The sequence below is a fragment of the Butyrivibrio proteoclasticus B316 genome (genome assembly GCF_000145035.1).
In the GTDB taxonomy this organism is placed as follows: domain Bacteria; phylum Bacillota; class Clostridia; order Lachnospirales; family Lachnospiraceae; genus Butyrivibrio; species Butyrivibrio proteoclasticus.
Genome location: NC_014387.1, coordinates 2,278,994 through 2,305,162, shown reverse-complemented (window position 1 = coordinate 2,305,162; position 26,169 = coordinate 2,278,994). Strand labels below are relative to the sequence as shown.

General features: G+C 39.5%; 26 protein-coding genes and 1 pseudogene. 26 read left to right on the top strand and 1 reads right to left on the bottom strand.

Annotation, left to right across the window (positions count from 1 at the left end):
• The first annotated feature begins 117 nt into the window (after nucleotides 1–117).
• From BPR_RS21460 to BPR_RS19810, 8 genes are all read left to right on the top strand, one after another.
• Entirely contained in the window at nucleotides 118–246 is a 129-nt protein-coding gene (locus BPR_RS21460) for a hypothetical protein (RefSeq protein WP_275450166.1), read from the top strand.
• Complete coding sequence (locus tag BPR_RS21300; protein ID WP_013281277.1) at nucleotides 243–674, top strand: hypothetical protein; 432 nt, start codon at nucleotides 243–245, stop codon at nucleotides 672–674. The genes BPR_RS21460 and BPR_RS21300 overlap by 4 nt, the downstream gene beginning before the upstream one ends.
• Before the next feature lie 25 nt (nucleotides 675–699).
• Complete coding sequence (locus tag BPR_RS09565) at nucleotides 700–1,938, top strand: immunoglobulin-like domain-containing protein (RefSeq protein ID WP_013281276.1); 1,239 nt, start codon at nucleotides 700–702, stop codon at nucleotides 1,936–1,938.
• Between the two features lie 13 nt (nucleotides 1,939–1,951).
• Nucleotides 1,952–2,551: a DUF1349 domain-containing protein gene (locus tag BPR_RS09560; protein WP_013281275.1), complete on the top strand. Its 600-nt coding sequence runs from the start codon at nucleotides 1,952–1,954 to the stop codon at nucleotides 2,549–2,551.
• Nucleotides 2,552–2,802: 251 nt separating this feature from the next.
• A complete protein-coding gene (locus BPR_RS09555; RefSeq protein ID WP_013281274.1) occupies nucleotides 2,803–3,390 on the top strand; it encodes an HD domain-containing protein in 588 nt (195 codons plus the stop codon).
• 2 nt (nucleotides 3,391–3,392) lie between these two features.
• Nucleotides 3,393–4,043 carry a hypothetical protein gene (locus BPR_RS09550; RefSeq protein WP_013281273.1) on the top strand — a complete coding sequence of 217 codons (651 nt, stop codon included), beginning with the start codon at nucleotides 3,393–3,395 and terminating at the stop codon, nucleotides 4,041–4,043.
• Nucleotides 4,044–4,210: 167 nt separating this feature from the next.
• Complete coding sequence (locus tag BPR_RS09545; protein WP_207636470.1) at nucleotides 4,211–6,427, top strand: EAL domain-containing protein; 2,217 nt, start codon at nucleotides 4,211–4,213, stop codon at nucleotides 6,425–6,427.
• Between the two features lie 58 nt (nucleotides 6,428–6,485).
• Complete coding sequence (locus BPR_RS19810; RefSeq protein ID WP_013281271.1) at nucleotides 6,486–7,859, top strand: sensor domain-containing diguanylate cyclase; 1,374 nt, start codon at nucleotides 6,486–6,488, stop codon at nucleotides 7,857–7,859.
• Between the two features lie 68 nt (nucleotides 7,860–7,927).
• Here the strand turns inward: BPR_RS19810 and BPR_RS09535 are convergent, their stop codons facing one another.
• Nucleotides 7,928–8,212 carry a DUF6465 family protein gene (locus BPR_RS09535; protein ID WP_013281270.1) on the bottom strand — a complete coding sequence of 95 codons (285 nt, stop codon included), beginning with the start codon at nucleotides 8,210–8,212 and terminating at the stop codon, nucleotides 7,928–7,930.
• A gap of 283 nt (nucleotides 8,213–8,495) precedes the next feature.
• Between BPR_RS09535 and BPR_RS09530 the strand changes: the two genes are divergently transcribed.
• From BPR_RS09530 to BPR_RS09440, 18 genes and pseudogenes are all read left to right on the top strand, one after another.
• On the top strand, nucleotides 8,496–8,660 hold the full coding sequence (locus BPR_RS09530) for a hypothetical protein (RefSeq protein ID WP_242662150.1): 165 nt from the start codon (nucleotides 8,496–8,498) through the stop codon (nucleotides 8,658–8,660).
• A 20-nt stretch (nucleotides 8,661–8,680) separates the two neighbouring features.
• Nucleotides 8,681–8,863 (top strand): DUF6440 family protein, encoded by a 183-nt coding sequence (locus BPR_RS09525; protein ID WP_013281268.1) that lies wholly within the window; start codon nucleotides 8,681–8,683, stop codon nucleotides 8,861–8,863.
• Between the two features lie 156 nt (nucleotides 8,864–9,019).
• Nucleotides 9,020–9,367, top strand: a complete 348-nt coding sequence (locus BPR_RS09520; protein ID WP_143754282.1) for a Mor transcription activator family protein — start codon at nucleotides 9,020–9,022, stop codon at nucleotides 9,365–9,367.
• Nucleotides 9,368–9,550: 183 nt separating this feature from the next.
• Complete coding sequence (locus BPR_RS09515) at nucleotides 9,551–10,759, top strand: hypothetical protein (RefSeq protein ID WP_042256873.1); 1,209 nt, start codon at nucleotides 9,551–9,553, stop codon at nucleotides 10,757–10,759.
• A gap of 96 nt (nucleotides 10,760–10,855) precedes the next feature.
• Nucleotides 10,856–12,637, top strand: coding sequence for a hypothetical protein (locus BPR_RS09510; protein ID WP_042256871.1), 1,782 nt, complete (start codon nucleotides 10,856–10,858; stop codon nucleotides 12,635–12,637).
• A 6-nt stretch (nucleotides 12,638–12,643) separates the two neighbouring features.
• On the top strand, nucleotides 12,644–13,558 hold the full coding sequence (locus tag BPR_RS09505; RefSeq protein ID WP_013281264.1) for a hypothetical protein: 915 nt from the start codon (nucleotides 12,644–12,646) through the stop codon (nucleotides 13,556–13,558).
• Nucleotides 13,559–13,724: 166 nt separating this feature from the next.
• Nucleotides 13,725–14,162 carry a flavodoxin gene (locus tag BPR_RS09500; protein ID WP_013281263.1) on the top strand — a complete coding sequence of 146 codons (438 nt, stop codon included), beginning with the start codon at nucleotides 13,725–13,727 and terminating at the stop codon, nucleotides 14,160–14,162.
• Between the two features lie 300 nt (nucleotides 14,163–14,462).
• Nucleotides 14,463–14,777, top strand: a pseudogene (locus BPR_RS09490) (macro domain-containing protein); the annotation flags it as partial.
• A gap of 445 nt (nucleotides 14,778–15,222) precedes the next feature.
• Nucleotides 15,223–15,702 (top strand): HEPN/Toprim-associated domain-containing protein, encoded by a 480-nt coding sequence (locus tag BPR_RS09485; protein WP_013281261.1) that lies wholly within the window; start codon nucleotides 15,223–15,225, stop codon nucleotides 15,700–15,702.
• A 286-nt stretch (nucleotides 15,703–15,988) separates the two neighbouring features.
• Complete coding sequence (gene ychF / locus BPR_RS09480) at nucleotides 15,989–17,086, top strand: redox-regulated ATPase YchF (RefSeq protein WP_013281260.1); 1,098 nt, start codon at nucleotides 15,989–15,991, stop codon at nucleotides 17,084–17,086.
• Nucleotides 17,087–17,119: 33 nt separating this feature from the next.
• Nucleotides 17,120–18,016 carry a prolipoprotein diacylglyceryl transferase gene (gene lgt / locus BPR_RS09475; protein ID WP_013281259.1) on the top strand — a complete coding sequence of 299 codons (897 nt, stop codon included), beginning with the start codon at nucleotides 17,120–17,122 and terminating at the stop codon, nucleotides 18,014–18,016.
• Between the two features lie 240 nt (nucleotides 18,017–18,256).
• Nucleotides 18,257–18,697: a division/cell wall cluster transcriptional repressor MraZ gene (gene mraZ / locus BPR_RS09470; RefSeq protein ID WP_013281258.1), complete on the top strand. Its 441-nt coding sequence runs from the start codon at nucleotides 18,257–18,259 to the stop codon at nucleotides 18,695–18,697.
• A gap of 56 nt (nucleotides 18,698–18,753) precedes the next feature.
• A complete protein-coding gene (gene rsmH / locus BPR_RS09465; RefSeq protein ID WP_013281257.1) occupies nucleotides 18,754–19,695 on the top strand; it encodes a 16S rRNA (cytosine(1402)-N(4))-methyltransferase RsmH in 942 nt (313 codons plus the stop codon).
• A 71-nt stretch (nucleotides 19,696–19,766) separates the two neighbouring features.
• Entirely contained in the window at nucleotides 19,767–20,207 is a 441-nt protein-coding gene (locus tag BPR_RS09460; protein ID WP_013281256.1) for a cell division protein FtsL, read from the top strand.
• A gap of 54 nt (nucleotides 20,208–20,261) precedes the next feature.
• Entirely contained in the window at nucleotides 20,262–22,502 is a 2,241-nt protein-coding gene (locus tag BPR_RS09455; protein ID WP_242662149.1) for a penicillin-binding transpeptidase domain-containing protein, read from the top strand.
• A 45-nt stretch (nucleotides 22,503–22,547) separates the two neighbouring features.
• On the top strand, nucleotides 22,548–23,516 hold the full coding sequence (gene mraY, locus BPR_RS09450; protein ID WP_013281254.1) for a phospho-N-acetylmuramoyl-pentapeptide-transferase: 969 nt from the start codon (nucleotides 22,548–22,550) through the stop codon (nucleotides 23,514–23,516).
• A gap of 51 nt (nucleotides 23,517–23,567) precedes the next feature.
• The gene (murD, locus tag BPR_RS09445) at nucleotides 23,568–24,941 is read left to right on the top strand and encodes a UDP-N-acetylmuramoyl-L-alanine--D-glutamate ligase (protein ID WP_013281253.1); all 1,374 of its coding nucleotides are present in this window, start codon (nucleotides 23,568–23,570) and stop codon (nucleotides 24,939–24,941) included.
• A 42-nt stretch (nucleotides 24,942–24,983) separates the two neighbouring features.
• Complete coding sequence (locus tag BPR_RS09440) at nucleotides 24,984–26,129, top strand: FtsW/RodA/SpoVE family cell cycle protein (RefSeq protein WP_042256864.1); 1,146 nt, start codon at nucleotides 24,984–24,986, stop codon at nucleotides 26,127–26,129.
• Nucleotides 26,130–26,169: the final 40 nt, after the last annotated feature.

The window sequence follows — 26,169 nt, the reverse complement described above, 5'->3', positions numbered from 1 at the left end:
GCTGATTCGCATAGTTGGTGAATTAGAGACTATGTCATTGCCTAGGTGGCTGTATATAAGCGCTCTGGCTTTAGATATAATGATTTCAACATCAAAATTGTTGGAGGGCTTATAATAATGACAGCACAGATTTTATTGATTCTTGTTTTGGTTGCTACGATAATGCCGGTATGTTTTCTATTCGGTATTCCTGCATCAAAATATAACAAAGAGGCTGCGAAGGAAGAAATGGAGGAAAGAAAATGAGCAAATATGTTTCGCTGGACAAACGAAGTAAGAAACAGCAAAAAGAGTATTATTCCAAACAGAGACGCACCTGGGGAGATATTAATCCAGTAACAAGGAGCGTTCCGAACGGAAAGGCCTACAACCGCAAGAAAGAAAAAGAAAGAGTCAGCAAAGAATTCAGAGATGGATTTGGAGCTGACTCTTTTTTTACAAAGCTATGGGTTTATAATGGATGTATCGGTTTCGAAGGAGTTTTGTTTATGTGGAAGATAAAGCAGATTTTTGATGGGGACTATGGCTGTGAAGAATTGCAGCAGGGCCAGAAGCCAAAGATATCAGTTACACTTGTTGATGATGACGGCAATGAGAAATATGTATCAGTGGAAGATGACTGGCTTACAGAGAATGGATTAGATGTTGGCTCGGAGTGGCCAAAGGATATATGAATGCGTTAAGCGTTGGAGGAGCAGTATGAAAAGATTTTGTGTTGTTATGGTAATGCTTATGACGATTGCTGCTGTAGGATGTGGAAACAATAAAGTGGCAGATAGCGGAGCTGCTTCCAGCACATTGAGTGAACCGGAAGCGGTTGAAGCCAGCACTCTTGGTGTGCCTGCGGTGAAAGACGGTATTTTGAGACCAGGAGAAGACTGTGCAGAGGTTGTTTTCGATTGGGATCCGGTTGAGGGCGCTGATGGATATGAAGTCTCTGAGGAGAATAAGTACTATTCAGAAAAGGAATACAGAGAACCTGAAACTGTAGAGATTTCAGATAATTCTTATGTTACCGGTGCCCAGGATTATTTCGATTTCAGAATAAGAGTAAGGGCATTTAAAGGCAACGGAGCCGAGAGAGTTTATGGCGAATGGAGCTCTTTTGCTACAGGAAGTGCTTATGAAAAGCAGATAGTTTCAGTGGGCGGACCCTATGGAGAGATGTCTGTAGTTGTTCCGGAAGGATGGACAGCGGAGATTTCTGCAGTGGACGATGGAAAGCTCACTTATGGTTTATACGGATTGATACTAAAACCAAAATCTGCAGATGCAGGGCAGATAGAGCTCTTTTGCTCAGACAGTTTTGGCGTTTGCGGAACAGGACTTTCCCAGGAAGAGATTACATTAGCGGGATATACTGCGCATGCTGGCACATATGATGATCATGAGCATTGGGATTTCATTACTTTTGGAGATGAGCGTCCGCAGATAGTTGCCCAGAGCATAGACTGCGATTCCTGGATAAGCCATATGTGGGAAGAAGCAGATACCATTTTAGATACACTTAAGTTTGATACCAGCAAGACTGAAGGCGGAATAGGACAGTACATTTCAGATTCTGAAGTTGAGGCTATTGGGCTCATGATGAGTGTGAGTAATGTGACGACCTCAGGACTGACTGTTCATTTCAGGCAATACGAAGATAAGAATACCGGCGAGCTGATATATGGAGAAGACTACACACTTGAGAAACTTGAAGGTGAGAAGTGGGAAGCTGTTCCGATGATAATTGATAACGGAGTTTTTACTGATATCGGCTACAATATTCCAAAGAATGGGGAAGCTGAGATTGAAACTAACTGGGAATGGCTTTACGGAAATCTTGAACCTGGGACATATAAGATAACCAAGACAGTTTTGGATTCAGGAGCGAGCAGCGAAGGGGATAACTTAAACCGGTATACTATGAGCGCACAGTTTTTAATTGCCGGATGAGGGAGAATGAGAGATGTTGAAATTCACTTGGACCAGAGAACCGAAGAGTTACAGCGTGACAGAGGATAAGATTACTGTGATGACATTGCCACATACAGATCTGTGGCAGAGGACGTACTATCATTTCAGGAATGATAATGCTCCTGTGTTTCAAATGGAGACAGAGGAGAAGTTCTTTTCCTTTGTGGTGAAAACAGATTTTGCTGACAGCCATCACCGCTTTGATCAGTGCGGAGTTGTGATGTATCTGGATAGTGAGAACTGGCTTAAGGGCTCAATTGAGTATGAGAACGAGGAGTTCCAGCACCTTGGATCAGTTGTTACCAACCACGGTTATTCTGACTGGGCAACTACTGAGATTCCTGCGTCAGTGAAGTCTATGTGGTATAGGCTGAGCCGCAGGGAAGATGATTACTGTATCGAGTGCTCAGATGATGGAAATAAGTGGAAACAGATGAGAGTTTGCCATATGCATGAGGGTGCTGGCAAGGTGAGATTTGGAATATATGCATGTTCGCCGGAAGACAGCTCTTTTACCGCAGAGTTTACAAACATAGCCCTGACAGAGTGTGCGTGGAAGGCACATGATGGACAGAAGCCGGATGAGGGATGAAATGAATAATTACGGTACGAAAAAAGGCTGATGCGAGGGTACCTGAAACGGTCAGCATCAGCCTATTCTTATGATATGTAAGGACATCCCAAAATCCTTACAAGAGGTGTTTCTATCATACTATAATTACATTGAAATTAATATTAAATACCGATTAAATTTGAACGGGGAGAGATTATGCAGGGGAAGTATCCAGTAATTACATTGTGCGGAAGCACCAGGTTTAAAGACCAGTTCATGGAGGAACGAAAATGGACGAGAGACTAAAGAAACAGCTTGATTTTGCATTAGAAGTCGATAAGGAAAAGAATATTTTCAGACAGACACATCTTTCCGGTCATGGCAGAAATGAGAATGACGCAGAGCATGCCTGGCACATGGCTCTTATGGCTTATCTTTTAAAAGAGTATTCTAATGAACCCGTGGACATTGCAAAAGTCATGCTTATGTGCATGATCCATGATGTGGTGGAAATCGATGCCGGAGATACTTATGCCTATGATGCGGAAGGTCTCAAGACTCAGAAAGAGCGTGAAGATAAGGCAAAAGAAAGAATCTTTTCTCTTTTACCTGATGACCAGAAGGCGGAGCTGATAGCTCTTTTTGATGAGTTTGAAACATATGAAACACCTGAGTCAAAATATGCTCATGCCATGGATAATCTTCAGCCACTGCTTCTCAACAACAGCAATGGAGGCTCGGATTGGAAGGAGCATGGCGTTACTATTGATCAGGTCTATGGTAGGCAGAGCAAGACAAGACTTGGTTCTGAGAAGCTGTACCAGGAAGTTACTGATAAGCTGATTCAGGAGCATATCAGAAAGGGCAACATCAAGTGACAATGAAGACTATAGAGACTGATGGAATTACATATATTGAGCCTGTTCATGGAGCCACCAATGAATGGTATTTTGGACTGGATTATGAACATGGAGATCTTTATGAGGCAGAAGAAATATTTCGAGAAGGCCATGTGGTAAAAGGAAGAAAGCTTTGCCTGGTTCACTATCCGGACGGTCAAATCTTCTTTCCTGTACCGAAGATGGAAGGGCATTACAGTGAAACACCCGTATTCTTCAAGGGTGGAATTTTTATTATCGACGTGGACTTTCCGAATGGATTGATCAGAATAATAAGGTTTGATTGCAATGATTATCAGGTGAGTACGCATGCTGAGCTTCCACTCTCTTCCGTGAAAGATTGTTATAACCTGCAGCTACGTATTGCACCACTTACGCTTTCAAGGCAGTGCGGCAATGAAGTAGAAATCGTATGGCCAGAAAAGCTAAGCCTATCAATGGGCGATCACGATTCTTTTTTCATGAGAGATGGAGAAAAACTGTTCTTTTCAAGGTGGCATGAAGAGGGAGAAGGAGTGAATTATAAGTACTGGGAGGAGACTATTGTCAGGAATCTTGCTGGAGACGTTATAGAGACTCTTCCTGGTGATGTAATGCAGATGCCCAACGGAGAGATATGGCATTTAAAATAGCGATACTGTGGGAAGTAAACAATTAGTATAATTGTATTTATAAAAATGCTATAAACCGCATTTTTTGCACCATAATAATGATATAATGTACGTGCATGGGGATAAATTCTGTCTCCATGCATTTTTGTTTCTGAAATCATTGAGGGATGGTGCGCTGCATGAAAATAATGCAGAATATAAAACGCTATTCAATCTTTTTAATATGCTTATTCACTCTGGCCTTTTTGGAAATTACAGTTTCAGTTAATGCGGGAAATAATGATGCAGACAGTATTGTCATAGGAGTTCCTGCTGACAGATGCCCTGTATTTTATTTGGATCCTGAGACAAAAGAGACCGTGGGGATAGGCATTGATCTCATGCGCGCTGCTGCAGAAGAAGCAGGGTATAGTGCGTCTTTTAAGGTTATCACAGAAAAAACAAATAAAGATGCGTTGGATAATCCTGAGTACGATATGATTATGCCCTTTGGCAGTGCAATAAAGAGTTCGTCCGGCAAAGAGTCTGTTGTAACGGACAATCTTATTCAGACGCCATTTACTATGGTTACAAAGGGAGATAAAAAACTCCCTGTATTACATGAAAGCCATATTGGAATGCTCAGTTCCCTTGCTGGAGGAGCAGAAACAGTTAAGCAGCTTTATCCGGGAATAGAGATTACACTTTATGATACGATGCCTGAGTGTGTCAAGGCACTTAGATCAGGCGAAGTAGATGCATTGATGCATAATTCCTATGTGTGGAGCTATGTTTTACAGAAGCCTTCATATTCGGATCTGAAAGTTCAGCCTGCCACCATGTTTTCCATGGACTTTCGTGCAGGGACACTCGATACACCTGAAGGAAGAGTGGTAGTTGACAGGCTTAATGAAGGTATTGACAAGCTTACTGATACACGTAAGCAGGCAATTGTTCTGGATTATACTTCAAGACGCCTGTATCAAAATGACTTTTGGGACTATCTCTTTGAATACAGATATCTTTTGATACTGGGAACGATATTTTTCATCTTATTTATTATAGCTATTGTTCACAAGCAGAAGGCTATATATAGACAACATGAAGAAAAGATACGTGAACTGACTGAAAAAGATCCACTTACAGGGGTGTTGAATCTGGAGGGCTTTAAGAAGCGTGTCGAGGAACTGCTTGTTACACATCCGGAGAACCAGTATCTTCTTTCCTTTAGCAATATTAAGAACTTCAAATTCATAAATGAAAGTATGGGAAGGAAGACTGGAGATGACCTTTTGCGCTTCTGGGCTGAAAGGGCAACTGCGACTTTCTCGGATGAGGAAGCAATGGGAAGAATTAACGGAGACAGATTTGCAGTGCTTCGGAAATTTACTGATGCGGAGCAGATGGGCCGCGATGAAAAAGAAGTTTTTGAGCCTCTCAGAAATTACTTTATAGATAGAGGAAAAGAGATCCAGCTTCAGATATGTACCGGTGTTTTTGCGATTACTCCGGAAGACCACAAAAACATTGATGTGGATCGAATGCTTGATTATGCCAGAATGGCTGAGAAGAAAGTAAGGGAAACATTAAAGACAGGATATGAATTCTACAACCCTGAGCAGTGGGAAAAGGGTAAGCAGATAGTTGACATAAGTGGACATCTACCAGCGGCTCTCCAAGAAGGTGAAATACAGGTATGGTATCAGCCACAGGTGGATTATACTTCTGGCACGATAAGTGGTGCGGAAGCTCTCTGCCGTTGGAAACATGCAAAACGTGGCTGGATTTCTCCGGGAGTGTTTATTCCCGTATTAGAAGAAACAGGAATGATTTTTGATCTGGACAGCTATGTATGGGATAAAGTATGTCAGGATCTTCACCGTTGGAATCAGGAAGGCAAGCGTCGATCTGTTTCAATAAACCTTTCCCGCTCAGACATAAGAGAAGACAGGAATATTCCGGGAATTTTCTATGAACTTACCAAGAAATATGATCTTGATCCGGAACAGCTAAGGATTGAGATAACAGAAACGGCATATGTTGAAAGCCCAGCTTTCCTGATTAAAACAACTTCTGAACTTCGTGAATATGGCTTTCAGGTAGAAATGGATGATTTTGGAAGCGGATACTCATCACTGCATATGCTCAAAGAAGTTCCTGTTGATCGTATTAAAATGGATCTCCATTTTCTTACTGGAGCTGGAGATATGGAAAAGAGCCGTATCATAATCACGCAGGTGATCAAATTGGTAGAGCTACTAGGAATGAAGCTGATTGCAGAAGGAGTAGAGACCAAAGCTCAGGCTGATTTCTTAAAAGAAAGAGGCTGCCAGGAAATGCAGGGGTATTATTTCTTCAAGCCAATGCCAGTAGAGGATTTTGAAAAGGCATTTGATAAAGAGCTTGATTACGATAAACGAGCATAAGTAATGGAAAGCAGATGATAGATGGAGCGATGGCTTCTTATGTGGGGAGGTATTTCTAATGGAAAAGTACAGATATAGTGATGAGGAATTAAAACTTTTAGAAAACAGTCCCATACCCTTTGCAATTTACCAGTCTGTAGATAAGAGAGTGGTTACGATAGTTCTGTCTGAGGGCTTTTTTGAACTGTCCGGATACAAAGGCATGGATAAAAAAGAAATCTATGATCTGATGGATAACGATATGTATCATGATGCACACCCGGATGACATATCTTCTATAAATAATGCAGTTTACCGATTTGTAACTGAGGGTGGGGTCTATGATGTAATCTATAGAATAAAAAGGGATGGTGAGTATAGAATAATCCATTCCTACGGCAAACATATCTATAAGGAAGATGGAACAAGACTTGCATTCATCTGGTACACAGATCAAGGAGCTTTTGTTGGTGACGAATTAAATGAGAATGAGGAGATATCTGGAGAATACGCAAGGCTGCAACAGGAGAATGAGCGTCTTAGAAAAGAGGCTGATGCAAGCAGAAAGATATTGAGCCTGAAGAAATCCGTTTCAGATCTTTTAACCAATATGCCTGCCATGACATTTTCAAAAGATGTGGATACCGGGAAATATCTTGCATGTAATCAGTCATTTGCTAATTATGCTCATAAAGATACTCCAGAGGGAGTTGTGGGCCTGACTGATTTAGAAATCTTTGACGAAGACACCGCGCTTCATTTTATTGAGGATGATAAAAAAGCCCTTGCGATGGACAAGCCATATATCTTCTACGAAGATGTTCTTGATGCTGCAGGTAATCCTAGGCAGTTCCAGACTACAAAGCTTAAATTTACTGATGATACAGGCAGGGAGTGCCTATTAGGACTGTGTCAGGATGTTACAGATGCAATGCGTATTAAGCGAGAATATACTGAAAAGCTTGCGCTTGTACAAAATATGGCTGAAGTAGATGCTCTTACCGGCATAAAAAATAAAAATGCTTATAAGGAAAGAGAGAATCTGATGAATGGGAGAATTCAGGAACATCGTCAGCCTGAGTTCGCCATTGTGGTATTGGATGTAAATGATCTGAAGAGGATTAATGATACAGAAGGACATGAAGCGGGGGATAAATGTATTTGTGACGCCTGCGAGATAATCTGTCGAACATTTAAACGTAGCCCTGTCTACAGAGTTGGTGGAGATGAATTTGTGGTTATTTCCCAGGATGAGGATTATGCTCGAAGCGAGGAGCTGGTTGGTTTGATTACACAGCATAATGAAGAAGCGCTTTCAAACGGCGGGCTTATCATTGCCTGTGGTATGGCCAAATATGATAAAGAGACCAGTGTGGCTGAAGTATTTGAAGCTGCAGACAGAAGGATGTATGAAAACAAAAAATATTTAAAAACACGGAAAGATAATGGATAGAAGATAATCATAAGTTAGAGACATGACAAGAGCTCGGTTCGTGATGAATCGGGCTCTTTAAGTGGCTATTATAAATCTACGAATCCTTCGAATTCGCCATTGCCAACATAGTAAACCTTTCTCTCTTCAGGCTTGATATAGATGTCGAGAGTCTTCAGTTCAACATCTTTAAATGCTTTTTTGAATCCAGCCTGAGCTTTCTTTACGCAGGAAGCTTCAGTGAATTCAACGTCCTGATACTGGAAAACGACTTTTACAGTTGGATCCTTAATGGATTTTTTAGTAGAAGCCTTAGGAGCTGTGGCCTTTTTGGTTGCAGTTGTCTTTGGTGCTGCAGTTTTCTTAGCTGCCATTTCTTAGTAAACCTCCGCATAAAAAAGTGTACGAATATCTTTGAGTTTAATTATAGTCGTTATTTTGGATGAATGAAAGAGCTACAATTAAAGGATTATCTTTTCAAAATAGCAAAATAATGTGTTTCTTTTTGCTGAAATGAATATGTAATCACTGAGGTGAGAGCCATATAATGAATTTATCAACAAGCAACAGATGACAATGGTTTTTATTTTGGAAAGGACGGTGAGGATCATGTTGTCGCTGCTTTTTATTATATTTTTCTTTTGGATTTTTGGAAAAATGATTGGCTTTGCATTCAGAGCAAGCTGGAGCTTCATCAAAGTTATGTTTACACTGGTGTTCCTTCCACTTATTCTTGTGGGGCTGGTATTTAAAGGCCTTGTTGCTATTGCATTGCCTGTATTGTTGGTAGTTGGGCTCTTTAGCCTTTTGGATAGAGCCTAAATATGAAAGAGGACAAAGACATGACAAGGGACAAAAGATTTAAAAAAGTGTATTCGCAAGGAACAGTTAATGTTACAGAGATCTGGGTAGACCTAGACACAGGCGTTAACTACATATTCCATGCAAGTGGATATGCTGGAGGACTTACACCCATGCTGGACAGGGATGGTAAGCCGGTAATCAGTCCAGTTGAGAATAGATAAATACTAATCTTTCTAAAGAGTATTTGAGAGAGGTGCTGCAAACGCGGTGAAAACGCATTTGCGGCACTTTTTTTAAATTCGCGAAAAAATCATGGCCTGTAATGAAAGGAGGATTGCACTGCAAAAGATGTGGAAAAACGGCAGTGTAAATTTCATATGAAAATTACAGGACAAACGGCAAGTGATATTTTCAAAAAGGACTCAGTACAATTAAATATAGTTGTTTCTGAGGAGGAAAAGGAAGTGAAGAGCAATCCGGAAAAGTATAGTGGAGTCTATAAAGAATTAGCGGAAATACTTGGCGATGCTGCAACAATGAAAGTATGGAAGCGTTTTGCGGGATTGAATATTACATTTCCTCAGAAACTGTATTCTGCGGATTATAGAAAAGACTTCATCAAAGAAAATATGGATGAAATGAGGCCTGCTGAACTGGCAAGGACCTTGGGACTTACAGAACGTAGAATAAGGCAAATTATTATAGAAATAAAGAATGAAAGGTAATATTATAGAAAAGCGTAATATGCAATTGCTTAGTAAGTATTCGTAGAGCAGATAGTTTCAACTGATTTAGTTAGAATTAGTTATTATTTTGAACCAGTATGCGAGTGTCATGATAAAATTAAATTGATGTTTAAGAACTGACACATCTCATGACGCGTGACAAATACATTTATGGAGGTCGATATGGCAGATATTAAGCCTATTAGTGATAATGAGATTATAGAGAATAAAAATGAGATAGTAAAAACTTCTGAAGATCTGCTTTTAGAAGTAAGAAATGAAAGCATACCAAAAGATAAGGCAATAACTATGCCAATTGCAGAACTATCAACTCTGGGTGCAGGAGTCTCTTCATTGATTCCTGCATTTAATACTGTAACTCAGACAACAACAATGAATGTTGCAGGCTTATATAAGTTAGCTAATGCAAGTGTGGGAGATACTTTAAAGATTGCAAAGAATGGGAATTTCTGGGGAGCATTTAAGACTGCTGAAGGGGGATCAAAATTTGCTCAACTTGCAGCTGCAGATCCAATTTCTGCAACTAGTAGTATGGCGATGAAGGCTAATCCAGCTATGCTCATGATGTCAGTGGCATTATTCTCTATCGAGAAGGAACTTGGCACTATATCAGAAACAACCAAGAAGATTCTTTCATATATGGAGATTGAAAAAGAATCTAAAATAGAAGGCGATTTAGAAACTCTAAATGGGATTATTTCCAAATACAAGCACAACTGGGATAATGATCTTTTTATAGCCAGTAACCATAAGATGGTTTGCGATATACAGAGAACTGCCAGAGAAAATATGATTTCTTTTCAGAAGAGTGTTGATGAGGTATTGAACACTAAAAAGCTTGTGGTTGCAAAGGGACAGGTTAATGATGCACTTAATAATCTTCAGAAGAAGTTCCAGTATTATAGGCTTTCATTGTATACGTTTGGGTTAGCTTCTATGACAGAGATTATGCTGAGCGGTAACTTTAAAGAAGAGAATATTTCTGCATCTGTTACAGAAATTAGAAAAAATTCGGATCAGTATCGTGAGCTGTTTAGTAAGTGCTCAGTATTTTTGGAAAAGCTATCTAATGGTTCTATAGAAGTCAATTTACTTAAGGGTATTGGCACAGCAGGTAATGCTGTTGGAAAGTTTATCGGAAGCATTCCAAAGATTAAAGATGGACAAGTTGATGAGTTCTTACAGGAAAAAGGCGGAAAACTTCGTAATACGGCCACTGACATAAGTAAAGAAACTATAGAATCATTTTCGAAAGTAAGTGATCCTAACACAGGAATCTTTATGCGAAAGATGGCTGAAATGATTCAAATATATGATAAAACCACAGAAATATGTTTTGATAAAGACAACATCTATTTGATAGCTGGCTGAGGAGTGGTATATGAATCTAGAAACAGAAAGACTTAATAATGGAATGCGCTTACAATAGTGTATTGCTGAAAGATTTGATAGAGAGAGGGTTTGATTGTGAAAAAGAAGATATTTAGAACGTTTACTGCAGTTCTTGCCAGTGCAATTATTTTATCTGGTGAAGTAGTAAATGTATGTGCAACAAATACTAGTACAAAAAGTGGAACAGTATCTAGCTCAATGACAGATAAGCAGTTGAGTTCACTATCTATGTTGAATTACATAACTGTTCTTTCGCAGGAGATTAATGCTTCATCAAATAGCAAGATTTATTTGGATAATGCATATTCGGATATCGTCAATAATATAAATCCTAATGCAGTAGATGAAGATACTATGGCGGAGATTAAACAATTACTTAATACGATTTATGCATATCAAAGTATTGAGACAAAAAGAGAGCGCCTTGAATATATGTATGAGCAAAATCAGGCGAATGCCATACAGAAGGCGATACCAAATCCTCTGAGTATTTTAAATGTGGTGCAGTCAGGAGATCCAGTAAAAGCTGTTGTTTCTGTGGTATATATGGCTGTAGATGCAAAAACTAGTTATACATCATACTTAAGTGAAGTTGATAATAAATACCTTGAAGATGGATGGGCTTTGGATGATGAAGCTGCAGGCAATATCCATGAGAGCCGAAAAGACGCTTTTTCTTACATGGTAGAAATGTGCCAAAAAAACGGGTTGAATGGAAATCTTGCACTTAATGAGAAGTCAGTCAAAGACTTTGTTTCATGGGAGAACAATCCTAATACCACTAGAAGAATAGAATATTTTGAACAGTATCAGAAAACATATCAGGGATATGGTAAATATTGGCTTGTTCTTGCTGAAAGTTACTATGAATTAGGGGATTATGAAAAGTGTATTGATGCTATAGATAAATATGAATCTATGCATATAGACATTTTTAGAAAAGATCACGATTATGCTAAGGCATTGGCCATAGCATTAGATGCTGCAGATGAGGTGTATTCTAGTTCGGAATATGTTATTCATGCTAACCATTATTTGACAGAAATGTTGAATAACTCTGAAATGGAAGATTGGGATATAAAATATTTGGCGGCCCAAGCTTACATGGATCTATATACGAAAACCTCAGATGAAGATTATTTGAAAAAAGCATATGATTTAGCAAAGCAGAATGTAAATTACTTGATTGATGAACAGCAAAAGAAGAATAAAGAATATTTGGCTGATGTTAAGAAAATAGAAGAAAAGAAAACAGATTCTAAGGCTAGAAAAAAAGAAATAAAAAGTTATAACAACTGGCTTGAAGAAGAGAGAAAAGTAGAGCTTCCGCCGATTTATCAGCCACTTGTTGTCAACTGCGAATTGCTTTTTGGTTTAGCAGGAAAGATTGAATTGCCAGAAACAGAAAAGAAAAAAATAGATAAGATGCTTCACTCAGGTGATGAGCCTTTGTTCTTAGTTTCTCCGCTAGAAAATCTGTATTGGTTCAACAATACTTCAGAACAAAAAGAAGTCGATGTTAGTTTCGATGGAAAAGCTATTGAAATACCAGCTGAATATTTGAGCTTAGGAACAACTATACAGGTGTCTGTTTCTGATAACGGTTCGGAAACAATTTATGATGACTGGAAATTGAGCAAGGTTGAGCGTGAAACTAAAGGAGACATAAGTTCATTTGTGGCATCATATTCAAGCAAGGATATTAAGAAGCAGAAGTATACAGATGGGATGATAGTTAAAATTACCGTGACTCCTTCTGCAGAAAGTACATATTCTGTTTCGGAATACAAATTTGAAGCTCACGTAAACAAGAAACTTAAGGTAATAGACGATGTGACTTTTACTATGGTGAAGTAAATAGAAATGAGAAAGAGATTATTAGCGTTAATACTCATAATTTGTTTATGTTCTATTGTAGCCTCAAATATTTGCTATGCTCATGATAGTGCTGAAGAGCATAACAAAGAGCTAGAAAAGGTTTTGTTTGAAGAAGGATTCTCAAAATATAAATCTGATGAAGTGAAAAGAGCAGTTAGGGCTTTGGAACTTGCATCGTATTTATCAATTGATCAGTTTCATGGCAATGGAGAATCTCAATTTGATGAACTGAAAAGGCTTGGATATGGAGGGTTTTTATCGTTTTCTTCGATTGATTATTATGAGGATTTGACCGGAACTACAAAAAATGATGGAACAGCTGTCCAGATATCAGCTCAAAATCATAGAAAGTATACTCATCAAGGCTGGGAAATGAATTTTCAAAACGATAACGTGAATAAGTTTATGGAGAAAAGAAGATCCATATTGTTAGGGACGGTTAATTCTGTTTTTGGATTCAGGAAAGTTACATTTCTTATCGGCTATGATGAACGATGTAAAAGTTTGTCCGGTATAATCTATTATGTTCATATCTTGGGGGATTATGCAGAAGCAGATAAATATACAAAAATATCTCTTCTTCCTCCATTGGCTGGCAATATGAGCAAGGATCCTACAAAGGAGGCCTTGATTCCTAGCTTGAAGAAGTATATTGAAACTCTTTTTGCAGACCAACAATCCGATGATGACTATAAAGATTTACTTAAAGGATTAGAAAAGATAGAGAAAGAAGCATTCAAAATAGAAGATACTATAGGTGGAGTTAATACAGATGAGGAATTTGAAAAATACCATAATTATTCCACACAAGTATTAGAATTGTTAATGAAACATATCCCTAACCTTTTGAAAGAAGAACAGTTTTTTAGTGATGTGTTTTATTCAGAAAAAGCAGCATAAGTATTGAAGAAAAAAAGACAAGGCGCCAGGAAGAACTCTCCTGGCGCTTTATTACGTTCACTATCAGTGAAGGAAGTTTAAGAAATAGTATTGCCAACAATCTAATTGCAATAAATTCATAAACGTGATATATTATCTAAAACATAATTGACTCGGGAGGTAAATCATGGCAACGCTAGTAACTTATTTCAGTGCTGAAGGCACGACAGCAGCGGTAGCAAAGGAATTCGCAGCTAAGATTGGTGCTGATCTTTTTGAGATAGTTCCAGAGCAGCCTTATACAGCTGCAGATATAAAGTGGACCAATCCACTTGCTAGATGTAATAAAGAGCAGATTGGCAAAAAGGACGTTCCTGTAAGCGGAACAATTGAGAACTTTGACAATTACGATACTGTTTATATTGGCTTTCCTATCTGGTACGGACAGGCTCCAAGAGTAGTATATACATTCTGTAAAGGCTATGATTGGACCGGCAAGACTATACACGCATTTGCCACATCTGGTGGAAGCGGAATAGGTAAGACAGCTGATAAACTTGGAGAATATGTTCCTGGGGCAGCATCAGTAGATGCTAAGCTCGTACATTCAGCTTCAGAGATCTGATAATAATAAGACTTGCTATTTTGACATTATATAAGGGTAGCCCTGCAGGCAATGTGACTGATATCAGTGCACTTGCTTCTGCAGAGATACTCTTATTTTTATACTTAGGAATCAGTATATGGAAGCAGGAGTTTGGTGAAATATATGAAAAAACTAGATTGGATTTTATGACTACCTATAACACTATTATAGGTATTGCCTGAATACCTAAAATGGTGCTTTATGGTTAATGAGCAGAGCGTGGCTTATCATTTTTTTATAGGGATAACAGGAGAAAAAATGGCTAAACACACACCGCTCATGACCTATGAAAGTAGGGCTCATATATCCATTATCAGGGGAAGTGTGCTTGAGCCTCATGTTTCAGCTATAGTAAATGCGGCCAATAATAGTTTACTTGGTGGAGGCGGTGTTGATGGTGCTATTCATAGAGCTGCTGGCCCAGAGCTACTCGCTGAGTGCAGAAAGCTTAATGGCTGTGCGACTGGTGGTGCTAAGTCTACCAGGGCATATAATATAAAAACTGCAGATGATATTATTCATACAGTTGGTCCGGTGTATAGTGGGACGGAAACAGACAGATTACTACTTGCTTCGTGTTATTCAAGGTCTTTGGATGAGTCGTTATGATAAAAATGAGGGCTTGTGGAAATTATGATAGTGAGTCTCATCGGAGTCTCATACCAGTCTCATCTGTATGAGACTATGAAAGTGATGAAAAAGCGCATAAATTGGGCTTTTTATGAAATAATCTCATTTTGGTCTCATGCAAGTCTCATTCTAGTCTCACGTTTAAATGAGACTAGTTTGTGAAATATATGCATATATTATAGTCTATGTGAGAAAATGAATGCATTGTGTTAAGGGAGTGAGTCCGGTAGCCCAAAGAGATTTTATTTGGATACTTGGTTCTTTGCAGTAATTCTAATATGCTAATATCATCAATCTAATGGTAAACGTTATATTGAGCAGATATGGAATATACTATAATTCAAATTGCAATGCGGATTGGAAAGATGAAAAAGGGGTAAAATTTCAGGATATGTAGGAGAAAAGTTCAGTGGGTGAGTATGTAAGTATAACAATAGGTAACTATGACTTTTTGCAAAGGAAAAATACATTTGGAGATTTATTATCAATATTTGATAAAAAAGAACTGATTATCAAAGAAACTCAGGACGAAGAAGGTAAGAAATACATTCAGAGATATTTTTGTACTTCGATAAAAAATGCCAAGATGTGTTTGGATGTCATGGGACATACAATATCACAGGCTAAAGTTTTATTTGATAATTTGAAAGAAGCGGAGATAGATTATCTGGAAGATAGCACTGAGAATATCGATTTGGAACAGTATAAAAAGGAATTTGATTTTGACAGTTGGCGTAATGCGGTTTTGAAATATGCAAAAATACTTGAAAATGATATCTATAAAGAATTCAAGTATTTAAACTTGGAAAAAGAACGCCAGAAAAAAGTGCCTTTTAGTGAGGGGATACAAAAATCTCATCGTCATATAGCTTTCATGTCATCAAAATAGGTGAAGGCTAGTGAATGTGATGCTCTATAAAACTGGGTAAAAAAGAAAAAGTATTAGAAGATCTGGATTCCCTTATAAATAGATGCTTTTGATCCGAAACAACAGGGACTACAATGAGACATTAGATGTTTTTACAAATCTGTCCTGACATGGTAATATATATTCGCTGTGTCAGGACTATTTTTATATCATAATAGATAAATGGTGCCCGGCATGGTACTCGGTACAATAAGCTGAGAAAACAAATGGCTTAAATAAAGCATTTTTAGAAGGAGATACATAGAAAATGAAACTAGGAATCGTAGGTTTACCAAACGTAGGTAAGTCAACACTTTTTAATTCACTTACAAATGCAGGAGCTCTTGCTGCGAATTATCCTTTCGCTACAATTGATCCTAACGTTGGAGTTGTAGCTGTACCGGATAAGAGACTTAAGGCACTTGGAGATCTTTATCATTCCAAGAAGGTTACACCAGCAACAATAGAATTTGTAGATATCGCAGGACTTGTTAAGGGCGCAAGTAAGGGTGAAGGACTTGGAAACCAGTTCCTTGCTAATATTCGTGAGACTGATGCAATTGTTCATGTAGTAAGATGCTTTGAGGATCCTAACGTTGTACACGTTGATGGAAGTGTAGATCCTGCAAGAGATATAGAGACAATCAATCTTGAGCTTATTTTTGCTGATCTTGAGGTACTTGAGCGTAGAATTGCCAAGGTTACCAAGACAGCCAGAATGGACAAGACAGCAGCCAAGGAGCTTGAACTCCTTAACAAGATCAAGGCAACTCTTGAGGATAACAAGATGGCAAGAGAACTTGAAATTGAGGATGAAGATGAGAAGGCACTTATGAACAGCATGGATCTTCTCACATGGAAGCCTGTTATTTATGCTGCAAATGTCAAGGACGATGACCTTGCAGATGATGGGGCTTCTAATCAGTATGTACAGGCTGTAAGAGATTTAGCAGCTAAGTCAGGAAGTGAAGTATTTGTTATCAGTGCTCAGATAGAGGCTGAGATTTCAGAGCTTGATGAAGATGAGAAGGCAGAGTTCCTTGATAGTCTTGGCCTTACAGAGTCAGGCCTTGATAAGCTTATCGCAGCCAGCTACAGAACACTTGGACTTATGAGTTTCCTTACCTCCGGTGAAGATGAGACAAGAGCTTGGACAATCAAGATTGGAACCAAGGCTCCTCAGGCAGCAGGTAAGATCCACACTGATTTTGAGAGAGGATTTATCAAAGCTGAGGTTATTAATTATGAAGACCTTCTTCGCGAAGGCTCACTTTCTGCAGCAAGAGATAAGGGACTTGTACGTATGGAAGGTAAAGAGTACGTTGTCCAGGACGGAGATGTAATTCTCTTCAGGTTCAATGTTTAATTAAGGCTGATTATAAAATTGGAGGATATGAAAATGCCGGATATCATGGGGAAGATGGACATTGCCTTTCCTAATATTAATGTCTATCTTAATAATGTACCTAAAGAGTTTTCGGTTTTTGGCTTCACTGTTGCTTTGTATGGGGTGATCATCGGCTGCGGATTCTTTCTGGCGCTTCTTTTGATTTCCAGGATGGCCGGGAAGACCGGGCAGAAGTCTGATGATTACTGGGATATAGCTGTTTATATAATTATCTTTTCGATAATTGGAGCAAGGCTATATTACGTTATCTTTTCTTGGGATTATTACAAGGATAATCTGGTGTCGATTCTCTACTTGAGAAATGGTGGACTTGCTATTTATGGAGGCGTTATAGCTGGATTTTTAACTGCTTTTATCTATTGCAGGATCAAGAAAAAGAGCTTTCTGATGATGGCAGATACCATAATGTATGGCCTTGTTCTTGGCCAGGCTATAGGCAGATGGGGAAACTTTACTAACAGAGAGGCTTTTGGAGAATATACTGATGGTCTTCTTGCCATGAGACTTCCTGTGGAAATGGTTAGAAGCGGTGAGATCACAGCTCTTATGCGCGAGCATATGAGTGAGACAGCTAATTATGTTCAGGTTAGTCCTACATTCCTGTACGAGTGTATGTGGAATGTGTGTCTTTTGATCATACTTTTGATTTATTGTAAGCATAAGAGATTTAATGGAGAGATCATTCTTTTGTATCTTGGAGGCTATGGCCTTGGAAGAGCATGGATAGAGAATCTTCGAACAGATCAGCTTATCATGCCACATGTGGGACTTCCGGTTTCACAGGTTTTGGCTATATGCCTCGTTGTGTTTGCGATAGTCATGGATATAGTTGTGAGGATCAAACTTAAAGGTCAGGAAGTTGAGACATGGCCTGGACTTAAGAAGTGATAAGTAAATATTTTTTTGATTTAAACGCCACTCCTTCGGGGGGTGGCGTTTTTGATTGCAATAGAACAAAAGCGAATAGATGCTTACATACATATTTATTAAAACAAAATAAAACTTTAACGGATAGACGAGCAACAGAGAAAATAGGGTTGTTTTATCAAATAAATTACTTTATAATGAATTCAGGTGGTAAAAAGTGTTAAAAAGTGGTTAAAAGTGGTAGAAAAGTGGTAAGATAATTTGGGAACAGCATTTAAAGGTGAATATAGTCATTCCATAGACGCTAAGGGAAGACTCATAATGCCTGCTAAATTCCGCGAAATCCTTGGTGAACAGTTTGTGGTTACCAGAGGTTTTGACGGATGCCTTTTTGTGTTCTCAGAAGAAGGCTGGGAGAAGTTTGAAGAGAAACTTCAGGCTCTTCCTATGGACAAGCCTGAAGCCCGTATGCTCAGCAGATTCTTCCTTGCGGGAGCAATTGACGCTGAGGTTGATAAACAGGGCAGAATACTGATCCCGTCCAATCTGCTTGCTCATTCCAAGATAGAGAAAGAGGCTGTTGTTGCCGGAGTAGGTAACAGGGTTGAAATCTGGAGCAAGGATGAGTGGGAGAAGGCCAGCACTTTTGATGACATTAACAGTATTGCTGCCAAGATGAGTGAATATGGCTTGAGCATCTAAGCCATGCGCAGACATGGCAGATAACAGACATATTGCTTGCACACAAAGGAAAAGACATGGAATTCAAACATTATTCGGTGCTTCTACATGAGTGCCTGGACAATCTGAATATTAAGCCTGATGGCATTTATCTTGACGGAACTCTTGGCGGAGCAGGGCATTCTTTTCACATCGCAGAGAGACTTGATAAGGGTGGCCATTTATATGGCACAGATCAGGATGAAGATGCTATAGCGGCAGCTACCAAGAGACTTGAACCATTTTCAGACAGAGTGACTATCATAAGAGACAATTACGAGAACGCAGTTACCAGACTTAAGAATCTGGGAGTCACCGGCGTTGACGGAATATTACTTGACCTTGGCGTTTCATCTTACCAGCTTGATAATGCCGAGAGAGGTTTTACCTACAAGGAAGATGTTCCGCTTGATATGAGAATGGATCAGAGACAGACTCTTACTGCAAGGGATATCGTCAATGATTATTCGGAGACAGAGATTTTCCATATCATAAGAGACTATGGTGAAGATAAATTTGCCAAGAATATTGCCAAGCACATTTGTATTGAGAGAGCTAAGGCACCGATAGAGACGACATTTCAGCTCAATGACATTATTAAGGCTGCAATTCCTGCTAAGATGAGAGAAAAGGGAGGACATCCTTCCAAGAGAACTTACCAGGCTATTAGAATTGCTCTTAACAGAGAACTTGATGTTCTGCAGAATTCATTAGATGGATTTATTGATTTCCTTAATCCGGGTGGAAGGCTGTGTGTAATAACATTCCATTCTCTTGAGGACAGGATCACCAAGAATAATTTCAGAACCAATGAGAATCCCTGTACTTGCCCGCCGAACTTTCCGGTTTGCGTATGTGGCAAGAAATCCAAGGGAAGAGTAGTAACAAGAAAACCTATTTTGCCAAGTGATCAGGAACTGGCAGAGAACAAGAGATCCCAGAGCGCTAAACTTAGGGTATTTGAGAAAGTATCAGAGTAAGACTTTAGAATAAGACATTAGTTCAATGCATTTATACATGAAGCATTGATACAGATAAGGAGGTTTAGAACATGGCTAGCAGATATGTATATGGAAATACCATTAGAAGAGTAGCTGATCCGGTTCGTGAACGTAGACCATACCATGTTCATGAGCCTCAGCAGGGGAAAAAGAGACACCATATGAGCCTTGGATATTTGTTGTTTTTATCTTTGGCTGTTATCCTTATGGTTATGACATTGGCATGGTATATTTCGCTTCAGTCACAGATCACAAACAGTGTTAAGAACATTGCTACACTTGAGAGTCAGCTTAACACATTGAAACAGGAGAATGATGAGGCGTATAATAGAGCGAATGGAAACGTTGATCTGGATGAGGTTAAGAGAATAGCAATCCAGGAATACGGAATGACATATGCAACTGAGGGGCAGATTGTAACATACTCTGATGGAGGCGGCAATGACTATGTGCGTCAGGTAGCTCCAATTCCCCAAAGTGATGGAAAGTGATACAGAGCAATGAGGAAAAAGAGAAAAAAGAACGTCCATAAATTTACCATAGGAATGAAAAAGAAGCTGGTAGTACTGTTCATATTAGTACTACTGGCTTTCGTTGGATTAGGGGCAAGACTTATCCATATTACCATGAATAACGGAGAGGAATACGAGAAGCAGGTCCTGTCGCAGCAGCAATATGACTCTACAACCCTGCCTTTTAGAAGAGGAGAAATACTGGATGCAAATGGAACGATCCTTGCTTACAGCGAGAAGGTTTACAATCTGGTACTGGATGCCAAGCTTCTTCTTCGTGACGAGAAGTATCTTGAACCTACCCTTAAAGCGCTCGTAACATATTTTAAGCTGGATGCATCAGAGATCAGATCATATCTTAGCGATCATCCTACTTCCCAGTACTATGTTCTGGCCAAAAAGCTCTCGTATGATCAGATTGCAGATTTTCAGGAACTGATCACTCTTGGCTCAGAAAAATATGATGAGAATATCCAGGGAATCTGGTTTGAATCAGGTTATATCAGGAAATATCCTAATAATTCCATGGCTTGCGATGTTATTGGTTTTACAACCGGCGATAACTACGGCATGTACGGACTGGAAGAATACTATAATGACGTCCTCTCAGGAACTGCAGGCAGAGAATATGGATATCTTGATGATGATTCCAAGCTTGAGAGAACAACAATTCCTGCTACTGACGGAGACAGCATAGTCACAACTATAGATGGTAACCTTCAGAATATAGTTGAGAAATATCTTCAGGAATTTAATGATGAATATTCCAATAATGTCAGAGAGGCCAACGGAGCTAATAATGTAGGCTGCATTATGATGGATGTTAATTCCGGAGAGATACTTGCTATGGCAAGCTATCCCTTTTACGATCTCAATAATCCAAGAGATACTTCCAGACTTATCGGAATGCCTTCAGTAGATGAAAAGGGCAACAAGGTTAAGGGTGAATCTGTTTTTGATTCAGGTGTATATATTACGCAGGAGATGATTGACGGATTTACTGACGAGCAGCTCTATCAGAACTATAACGCTCTTTGGAAAAACTTCTGTATTTCAGATACCTATGAACCAGGTTCAGTAGCCAAGCCATTTACTGTCGCTACAGGACTTGAGTCAGGATCTATAACAGGTAATGAGGTATATAGCTGCCCTGGATTCCTCCATGTAGGTGACTATGATATCAAGTGCCATAACAGAAATGGTGACGGATATGTATCAGTCGAGCGTGGTATCGAGATTTCGTGCAATGTTGCTATGATGTACATTGGACAGTCAATCGGAGTGAATACATTTTCTGAGTTTCAGAGAATCTTTGGTTTTGGTTTAAAGACAAACATAGACCTTGCAGGAGAAGCCAGAACAGAAGGACTTACTTATTCAGCAAGTGATATGGGACCTACAGACCTTGCAGTTAATACTTTCGGACAAGGTTTCAACGTAGACATGATAGAGATGATAAGCGCGTATTGTTCTCTTATTAATGGCGGTTATTTTTATGAACCGCACGTTGTTAAGAAGATTGTAAACTCAAGCGGAGCTACAGTTAAAAATATAGAGCCAAGGATCCTTAGACAGACTGTATCTCAGAGTACTTCTGATAAGATCAGGCAGTACTGTGAAGCGGTTGTTATGGGCGATGAGGGTACTGGTAGAACAGCAAGACCAGCCGGATATCGCATAATTGGCAAGACGGGAACAGCTCAGACTCTTCCCCGTGGTAACAGACAGTACGTTGTTTCCTTTATGGGGGCAGCTCCTGCCGATAATCCCAAGGTGGCAATCTATGTTGTAATAGACAGGCCTAATGTTTTGATTCAGGAAACAGCTACAAGACTTGCAACAGTTCTGGTTAAAAAGATCCTCACAGAAGCTCTGCCTTATATGAATGTTCCTATGACTGAGGAACTCTCCGAAAAAGAGATTCAGGAGCTTGAGGAATTAAGAGAAAAAATGGTTACCCCTGCAATAGTTGAAAATCCGGATGCTGCAGGAACAGAAGGCTCATCAGGAGATGAAAGCAGTAGTGAGGGAAGCTCATCTATGCTTACTCCTGAAGAAGCAAAAGCTCTGGAAGCTGCAGAAAAATCAAGCAAATCATCTATTTGGCAGGCATTTGACGTTGACCCTCAGACGGGGTATTATATTGACCCGGAGACAGGTGATCTTTTGGATCCAAATAATGGAAGCCCGACAGGATATGAAGTTCTTCCGGACTTTGATGGAACCGGAGTTTCGGAAAGTGCAGCTGCTGCATCTGGCAGTTCTGCGCAATAAAAATGTCTAAATTGTATTTTTAGTTGATTTAGTGAGGATAAAACGGTGAGTGACTATATTTTCAGAACATTGATACCAACAGTTGTTTCTTTTTGCATTGCAGTTGTGATTGGCCCTAGAGTAATTGAGATGCTCAGACGCCTTAAGGCAGGCCAGACTGAGAGAGAAGAGGGACTTGAGTCTCACAAGAAGAAAACGGGAACACCTACAATGGGCGGAATAATTTTCCTGATTCCATTTCTTATTATTGGTATCTTCTACAGCATGAGCCACAAGGAAGTCATTCCGGTGCTGATAATGACGATCGGATTTGGCATCATTGGCTTTTTGGATGACTACATTAAGGTAGTAAGGAAGCACAACCTGGGCCTTCTTCCATGGCAGAAGCTCCTTGGACAGTTTATTGTAGTAGCTGTATTTGTTCTGTATATATACAATTTTACAGATCTTTCTCTTGCACTTAAGATTCCGTTTACTGATATCACACTTGATATCGGTTTTTGGAACATCCCAATTCTGTTCTTTATTGCACTTGGAACAGGTAATGGAACAAACCTCACAGACGGCGTTGACGGACTTTGCGCGTCAGTTACAGCAGTTGTAGCCGGATTCTTTATTGCGGCAGCGATGTTCTATGGTGCAACAGGTGCAGAAGTTATGTCAGCAGCTATGCTGGGCGGACTTCTGGGCTATCTTGTATACAACGTATATCCGGGCAAGGTCATGATGGGAGATCTGGGATCTCTTGCTATCGGAGGCTTTGTTACAAGTATTGCTTATGTTATGAATATGCCGATTTTCATTGTTATAGTCGGCTTTATTTATGCCGGTGAGGCAATTTCAGTAATCATGCAGGTTACATATTTTAAGCTGACACATGGTAAAAGAATTTTCAGAATGGCGCCAATTCATCATCACTTTGAAAAAGGCGGCTGGTCAGAGACAAGGGTAGTTAACGTGTTCACTACAGTAACTGTGATCATGTGTCTCATAGCTTATGCAGGACTTAGATGATAATAGCCATATTTTATGGTAATAAGTATTTAACTTAAGAGGAAATAAAAAATGACAGCAGATTTAAAAGGGAAAAAAGTTCTTGTAATCGGCTCGGGACTTTCAGGAGTTGGATCAGTAAACCTTCTCAATAAGGTTGGTGCGCTTCCTGTAGTACTTGAGGAAAATACCAAGGTTACAGAGGATAACATCAGAAATAAGTTACATGAAGAAGATAGAGAGGGTACCAGGATAATAGTTGGGACAATCTCTGACGAAGATCTTTCAGATATAGCTCTGACAGTGCCAAGTCCTGCAGTTCCACTTGATGCTCCGACAGTTATGCGTATCAAGGATAAGAATATTCCAATCTGGAGTGAGATTGAACTTGCCTATAACTTTGCTAAGGGCAAAATGATCGCAATCACAGGAACAAACGGCAAGACTACTACTACAACACTTGTAGGTGAGATCATGAAGGCGCACTTTGGAAAAGCGTACGTAGTAGGCAATATAGGTGTTTCCTATGCTGAGAGCGCACTTGAAATGGATGAGTCTTGCGTAACAGTCGGTGAGATAAGCTCTTTCCAGCTCGAAGCAGTAGATAATTTCCATGCTAATGTATCAGCTATTCTCAATATCACACCGGATCATCTTAACAGACATCATACGATGGAATGTTATGCTCAGATGAAAGAGAATATTACACATAACCAGACCAAAGAGGACACTTGCGTTCTCAACTATGACAACGAATATACAAGAGATTTTGGAGCTAGATGTCCTGCCAAGGTTGTATTCTTTTCGTCAAAAGAAAAGCTTGAAGACGGCTTCTATCTTGATGGCGAGGATATTTACATGGCAACTGCAGGAAATGCCATGAAGATCATGAATATACATGATATGAATCTTGTTGGAACCTGTAATGTTGAGAATGTAATGGCAGCTATAGCAATGAGCCTTGCTATGGATGTGCCTCTTGCTACTATTTTGTCTGTTATCAGGAATTTCAAGGCCGTTGAACACAGAATTGAATTTGTAGCTACCAAGAGAGGTGTTGATTACTACAACGATTCTAAGGGAACTAATCCGGATGCAGCAATTCAGGGCGTTAAGGCTATGTGTAAGCCTACAATACTCATAGGCGGCGGATATGATAAAGGAAATGACTATGATGAGTGGATTGAGAGCTTTGGCGATACTATAAAGCTTCTTGTCCTCATTGGACAGACCAGGCAGAAAATAGCTGAGTGTTGTGACAAACACGGCTTTAGTAATTACGTATTTAAGGATACTTATGAAGAGGCACTTGAGTTCTGCACTGAGAGCGCACAGAAGGGCGATGCGGTTCTTTTGTCTCCCGCATGCGCAAGCTGGGACATGTTCCCAAATTATGAGACCAGAGGTAAGAGATTTAAAGATTACGTAAATAAATTATCTGACTAATTATGCAAAATAGACGCTTTTTGTCTATTGCGAGGGGGAAAATTGGCAAGAGCAGCAACACTTGGAAAACCAAAAGAAGAAACCTATGTGGACTACAGTCTTATTTTTGTAGTCCTGTTTCTATTGTCTTTTGGACTTATAATGTTATATTCAACCAGCTCATATGAGGCTGGCGTGAGTCTTGGGGATTCTGCATATTATTTTAAGCATCAGCTTGTCCCGACTCTTTTGGGACTTGGCATTATGCTTTTTATGTCGTTTTTTCCGTATAAAGTATTACAGAAACTTACGGTACCTATTTATCTTTTTGCAGTAGTGCTTCTCATTTTGCTCTATCCCTATGGAAGAACTGTAAATGGTGCGAGAAGATGGATCATTTTTCACGGTGTATCCATTCAGCCTGCAGAGGTTGCCAAGTTTGCCGTAATTGTTTTTACTGCTACGATCATTATCAAGATGCGCAGTAATCTTTTAACAGCCAAGGGGTATTGCACAGCACTCCTTTTCCCGCTTATCCTGGCTCTTATGGTATACAAGATTTCAGAGAACCTTAGCTCCGCTATCATTGTAATGGGAATTGCTGTTATTATGCTGTTCGTTGCTACTCCGGGCTACAAGAGGTATTTGGCTGTAGCGCTTGGAGTAATAGCTCTGGTTGCTGTTATTGTTGTTATTATTGCTAATTCAGATGATAGCAGTGGTATGAACTACAGATTTAAGAGAGTTCTTGCCTGGCTTGATCCTGCTGCTTATGCCAGTGATTACAGTTTCCAGACACTTCAGGCTCTTTATGCAATAGGCTCCGGAGGAATTTTCGGAAAAGGCCTTGGAGAGAGCATGCAGAAGATGAAGCTTCCTGAAGCCCAGAACGATATGATTTTTTCTATTATTTGTGAAGAACTGGGGCTTTTTGGTGCTGTGGCTGTTATGCTGATGTTCATTCTTCTCATATGGCGACTTATGATCATTGCTAATAATGCCAATGATATGTTTGGGGCTCTTCTTGTTATTGGAGTAATGGCACATATTTCCATTCAGGTTATCCTGAATATTGCCGTTGTTACCAATACAATTCCTAATACCGGCGTTACGCTTCCTTTTATCAGCTATGGAGGCTCAGCGGTTATTGTTCAGCTGGCAGAAGTGGGCATAGCCCTTAATGTTGCCAGGAATATTGGAAGGGAATAAATACGTATCAGGATGGCAAAAAAGCGACGAAAAAAGGTAG

Bases quoted from the DNA above. Each gene is read 5' to 3' on its own strand.
- BPR_RS21460 (WP_275450166.1), top strand. From the start codon at position 118: ATGACAGCACAGATTTTATTGATTCTTGTTTTGGTTGCTACGATAATG.
- BPR_RS21300 (WP_013281277.1), top strand. From the start codon at position 243: ATGAGCAAATATGTTTCGCTGGACAAACGAAGTAAGAAACAGCAAAAA.
- BPR_RS09565 (WP_013281276.1), top strand. From the start codon at position 700: ATGAAAAGATTTTGTGTTGTTATGGTAATGCTTATGACGATTGCTGCT.
- BPR_RS09560 (WP_013281275.1), top strand. From the start codon at position 1,952: ATGTTGAAATTCACTTGGACCAGAGAACCGAAGAGTTACAGCGTGACA.
- BPR_RS09555 (WP_013281274.1), top strand. From the start codon at position 2,803: ATGGACGAGAGACTAAAGAAACAGCTTGATTTTGCATTAGAAGTCGAT.
- BPR_RS09550 (WP_013281273.1), top strand. From the start codon at position 3,393: ATGAAGACTATAGAGACTGATGGAATTACATATATTGAGCCTGTTCAT.
- BPR_RS09545 (WP_207636470.1), top strand. From the start codon at position 4,211: ATGCAGAATATAAAACGCTATTCAATCTTTTTAATATGCTTATTCACT.
- BPR_RS19810 (WP_013281271.1), top strand. From the start codon at position 6,486: ATGGAAAAGTACAGATATAGTGATGAGGAATTAAAACTTTTAGAAAAC.
- BPR_RS09535 (WP_013281270.1), bottom strand. From the start codon at position 8,212: ATGGCAGCTAAGAAAACTGCAGCACCAAAGACAACTGCAACCAAAAAG.
- BPR_RS09530 (WP_242662150.1), top strand. From the start codon at position 8,496: ATGATTGGCTTTGCATTCAGAGCAAGCTGGAGCTTCATCAAAGTTATG.
- BPR_RS09525 (WP_013281268.1), top strand. From the start codon at position 8,681: ATGACAAGGGACAAAAGATTTAAAAAAGTGTATTCGCAAGGAACAGTT.
- BPR_RS09520 (WP_143754282.1), top strand. From the start codon at position 9,020: ATGAAAATTACAGGACAAACGGCAAGTGATATTTTCAAAAAGGACTCA.
- BPR_RS09515 (WP_042256873.1), top strand. From the start codon at position 9,551: ATGGCAGATATTAAGCCTATTAGTGATAATGAGATTATAGAGAATAAA.
- BPR_RS09505 (WP_013281264.1), top strand. From the start codon at position 12,644: ATGAGAAAGAGATTATTAGCGTTAATACTCATAATTTGTTTATGTTCT.
- BPR_RS09500 (WP_013281263.1), top strand. From the start codon at position 13,725: ATGGCAACGCTAGTAACTTATTTCAGTGCTGAAGGCACGACAGCAGCG.
- ychF (WP_013281260.1), top strand. From the start codon at position 15,989: ATGAAACTAGGAATCGTAGGTTTACCAAACGTAGGTAAGTCAACACTT.
- lgt (WP_013281259.1), top strand. From the start codon at position 17,120: ATGCCGGATATCATGGGGAAGATGGACATTGCCTTTCCTAATATTAAT.
- rsmH (WP_013281257.1), top strand. From the start codon at position 18,754: ATGGAATTCAAACATTATTCGGTGCTTCTACATGAGTGCCTGGACAAT.
- BPR_RS09460 (WP_013281256.1), top strand. From the start codon at position 19,767: ATGGCTAGCAGATATGTATATGGAAATACCATTAGAAGAGTAGCTGAT.
- BPR_RS09455 (WP_242662149.1), top strand. From the start codon at position 20,262: ATGAAAAAGAAGCTGGTAGTACTGTTCATATTAGTACTACTGGCTTTC.
- murD (WP_013281253.1), top strand. From the start codon at position 23,568: ATGACAGCAGATTTAAAAGGGAAAAAAGTTCTTGTAATCGGCTCGGGA.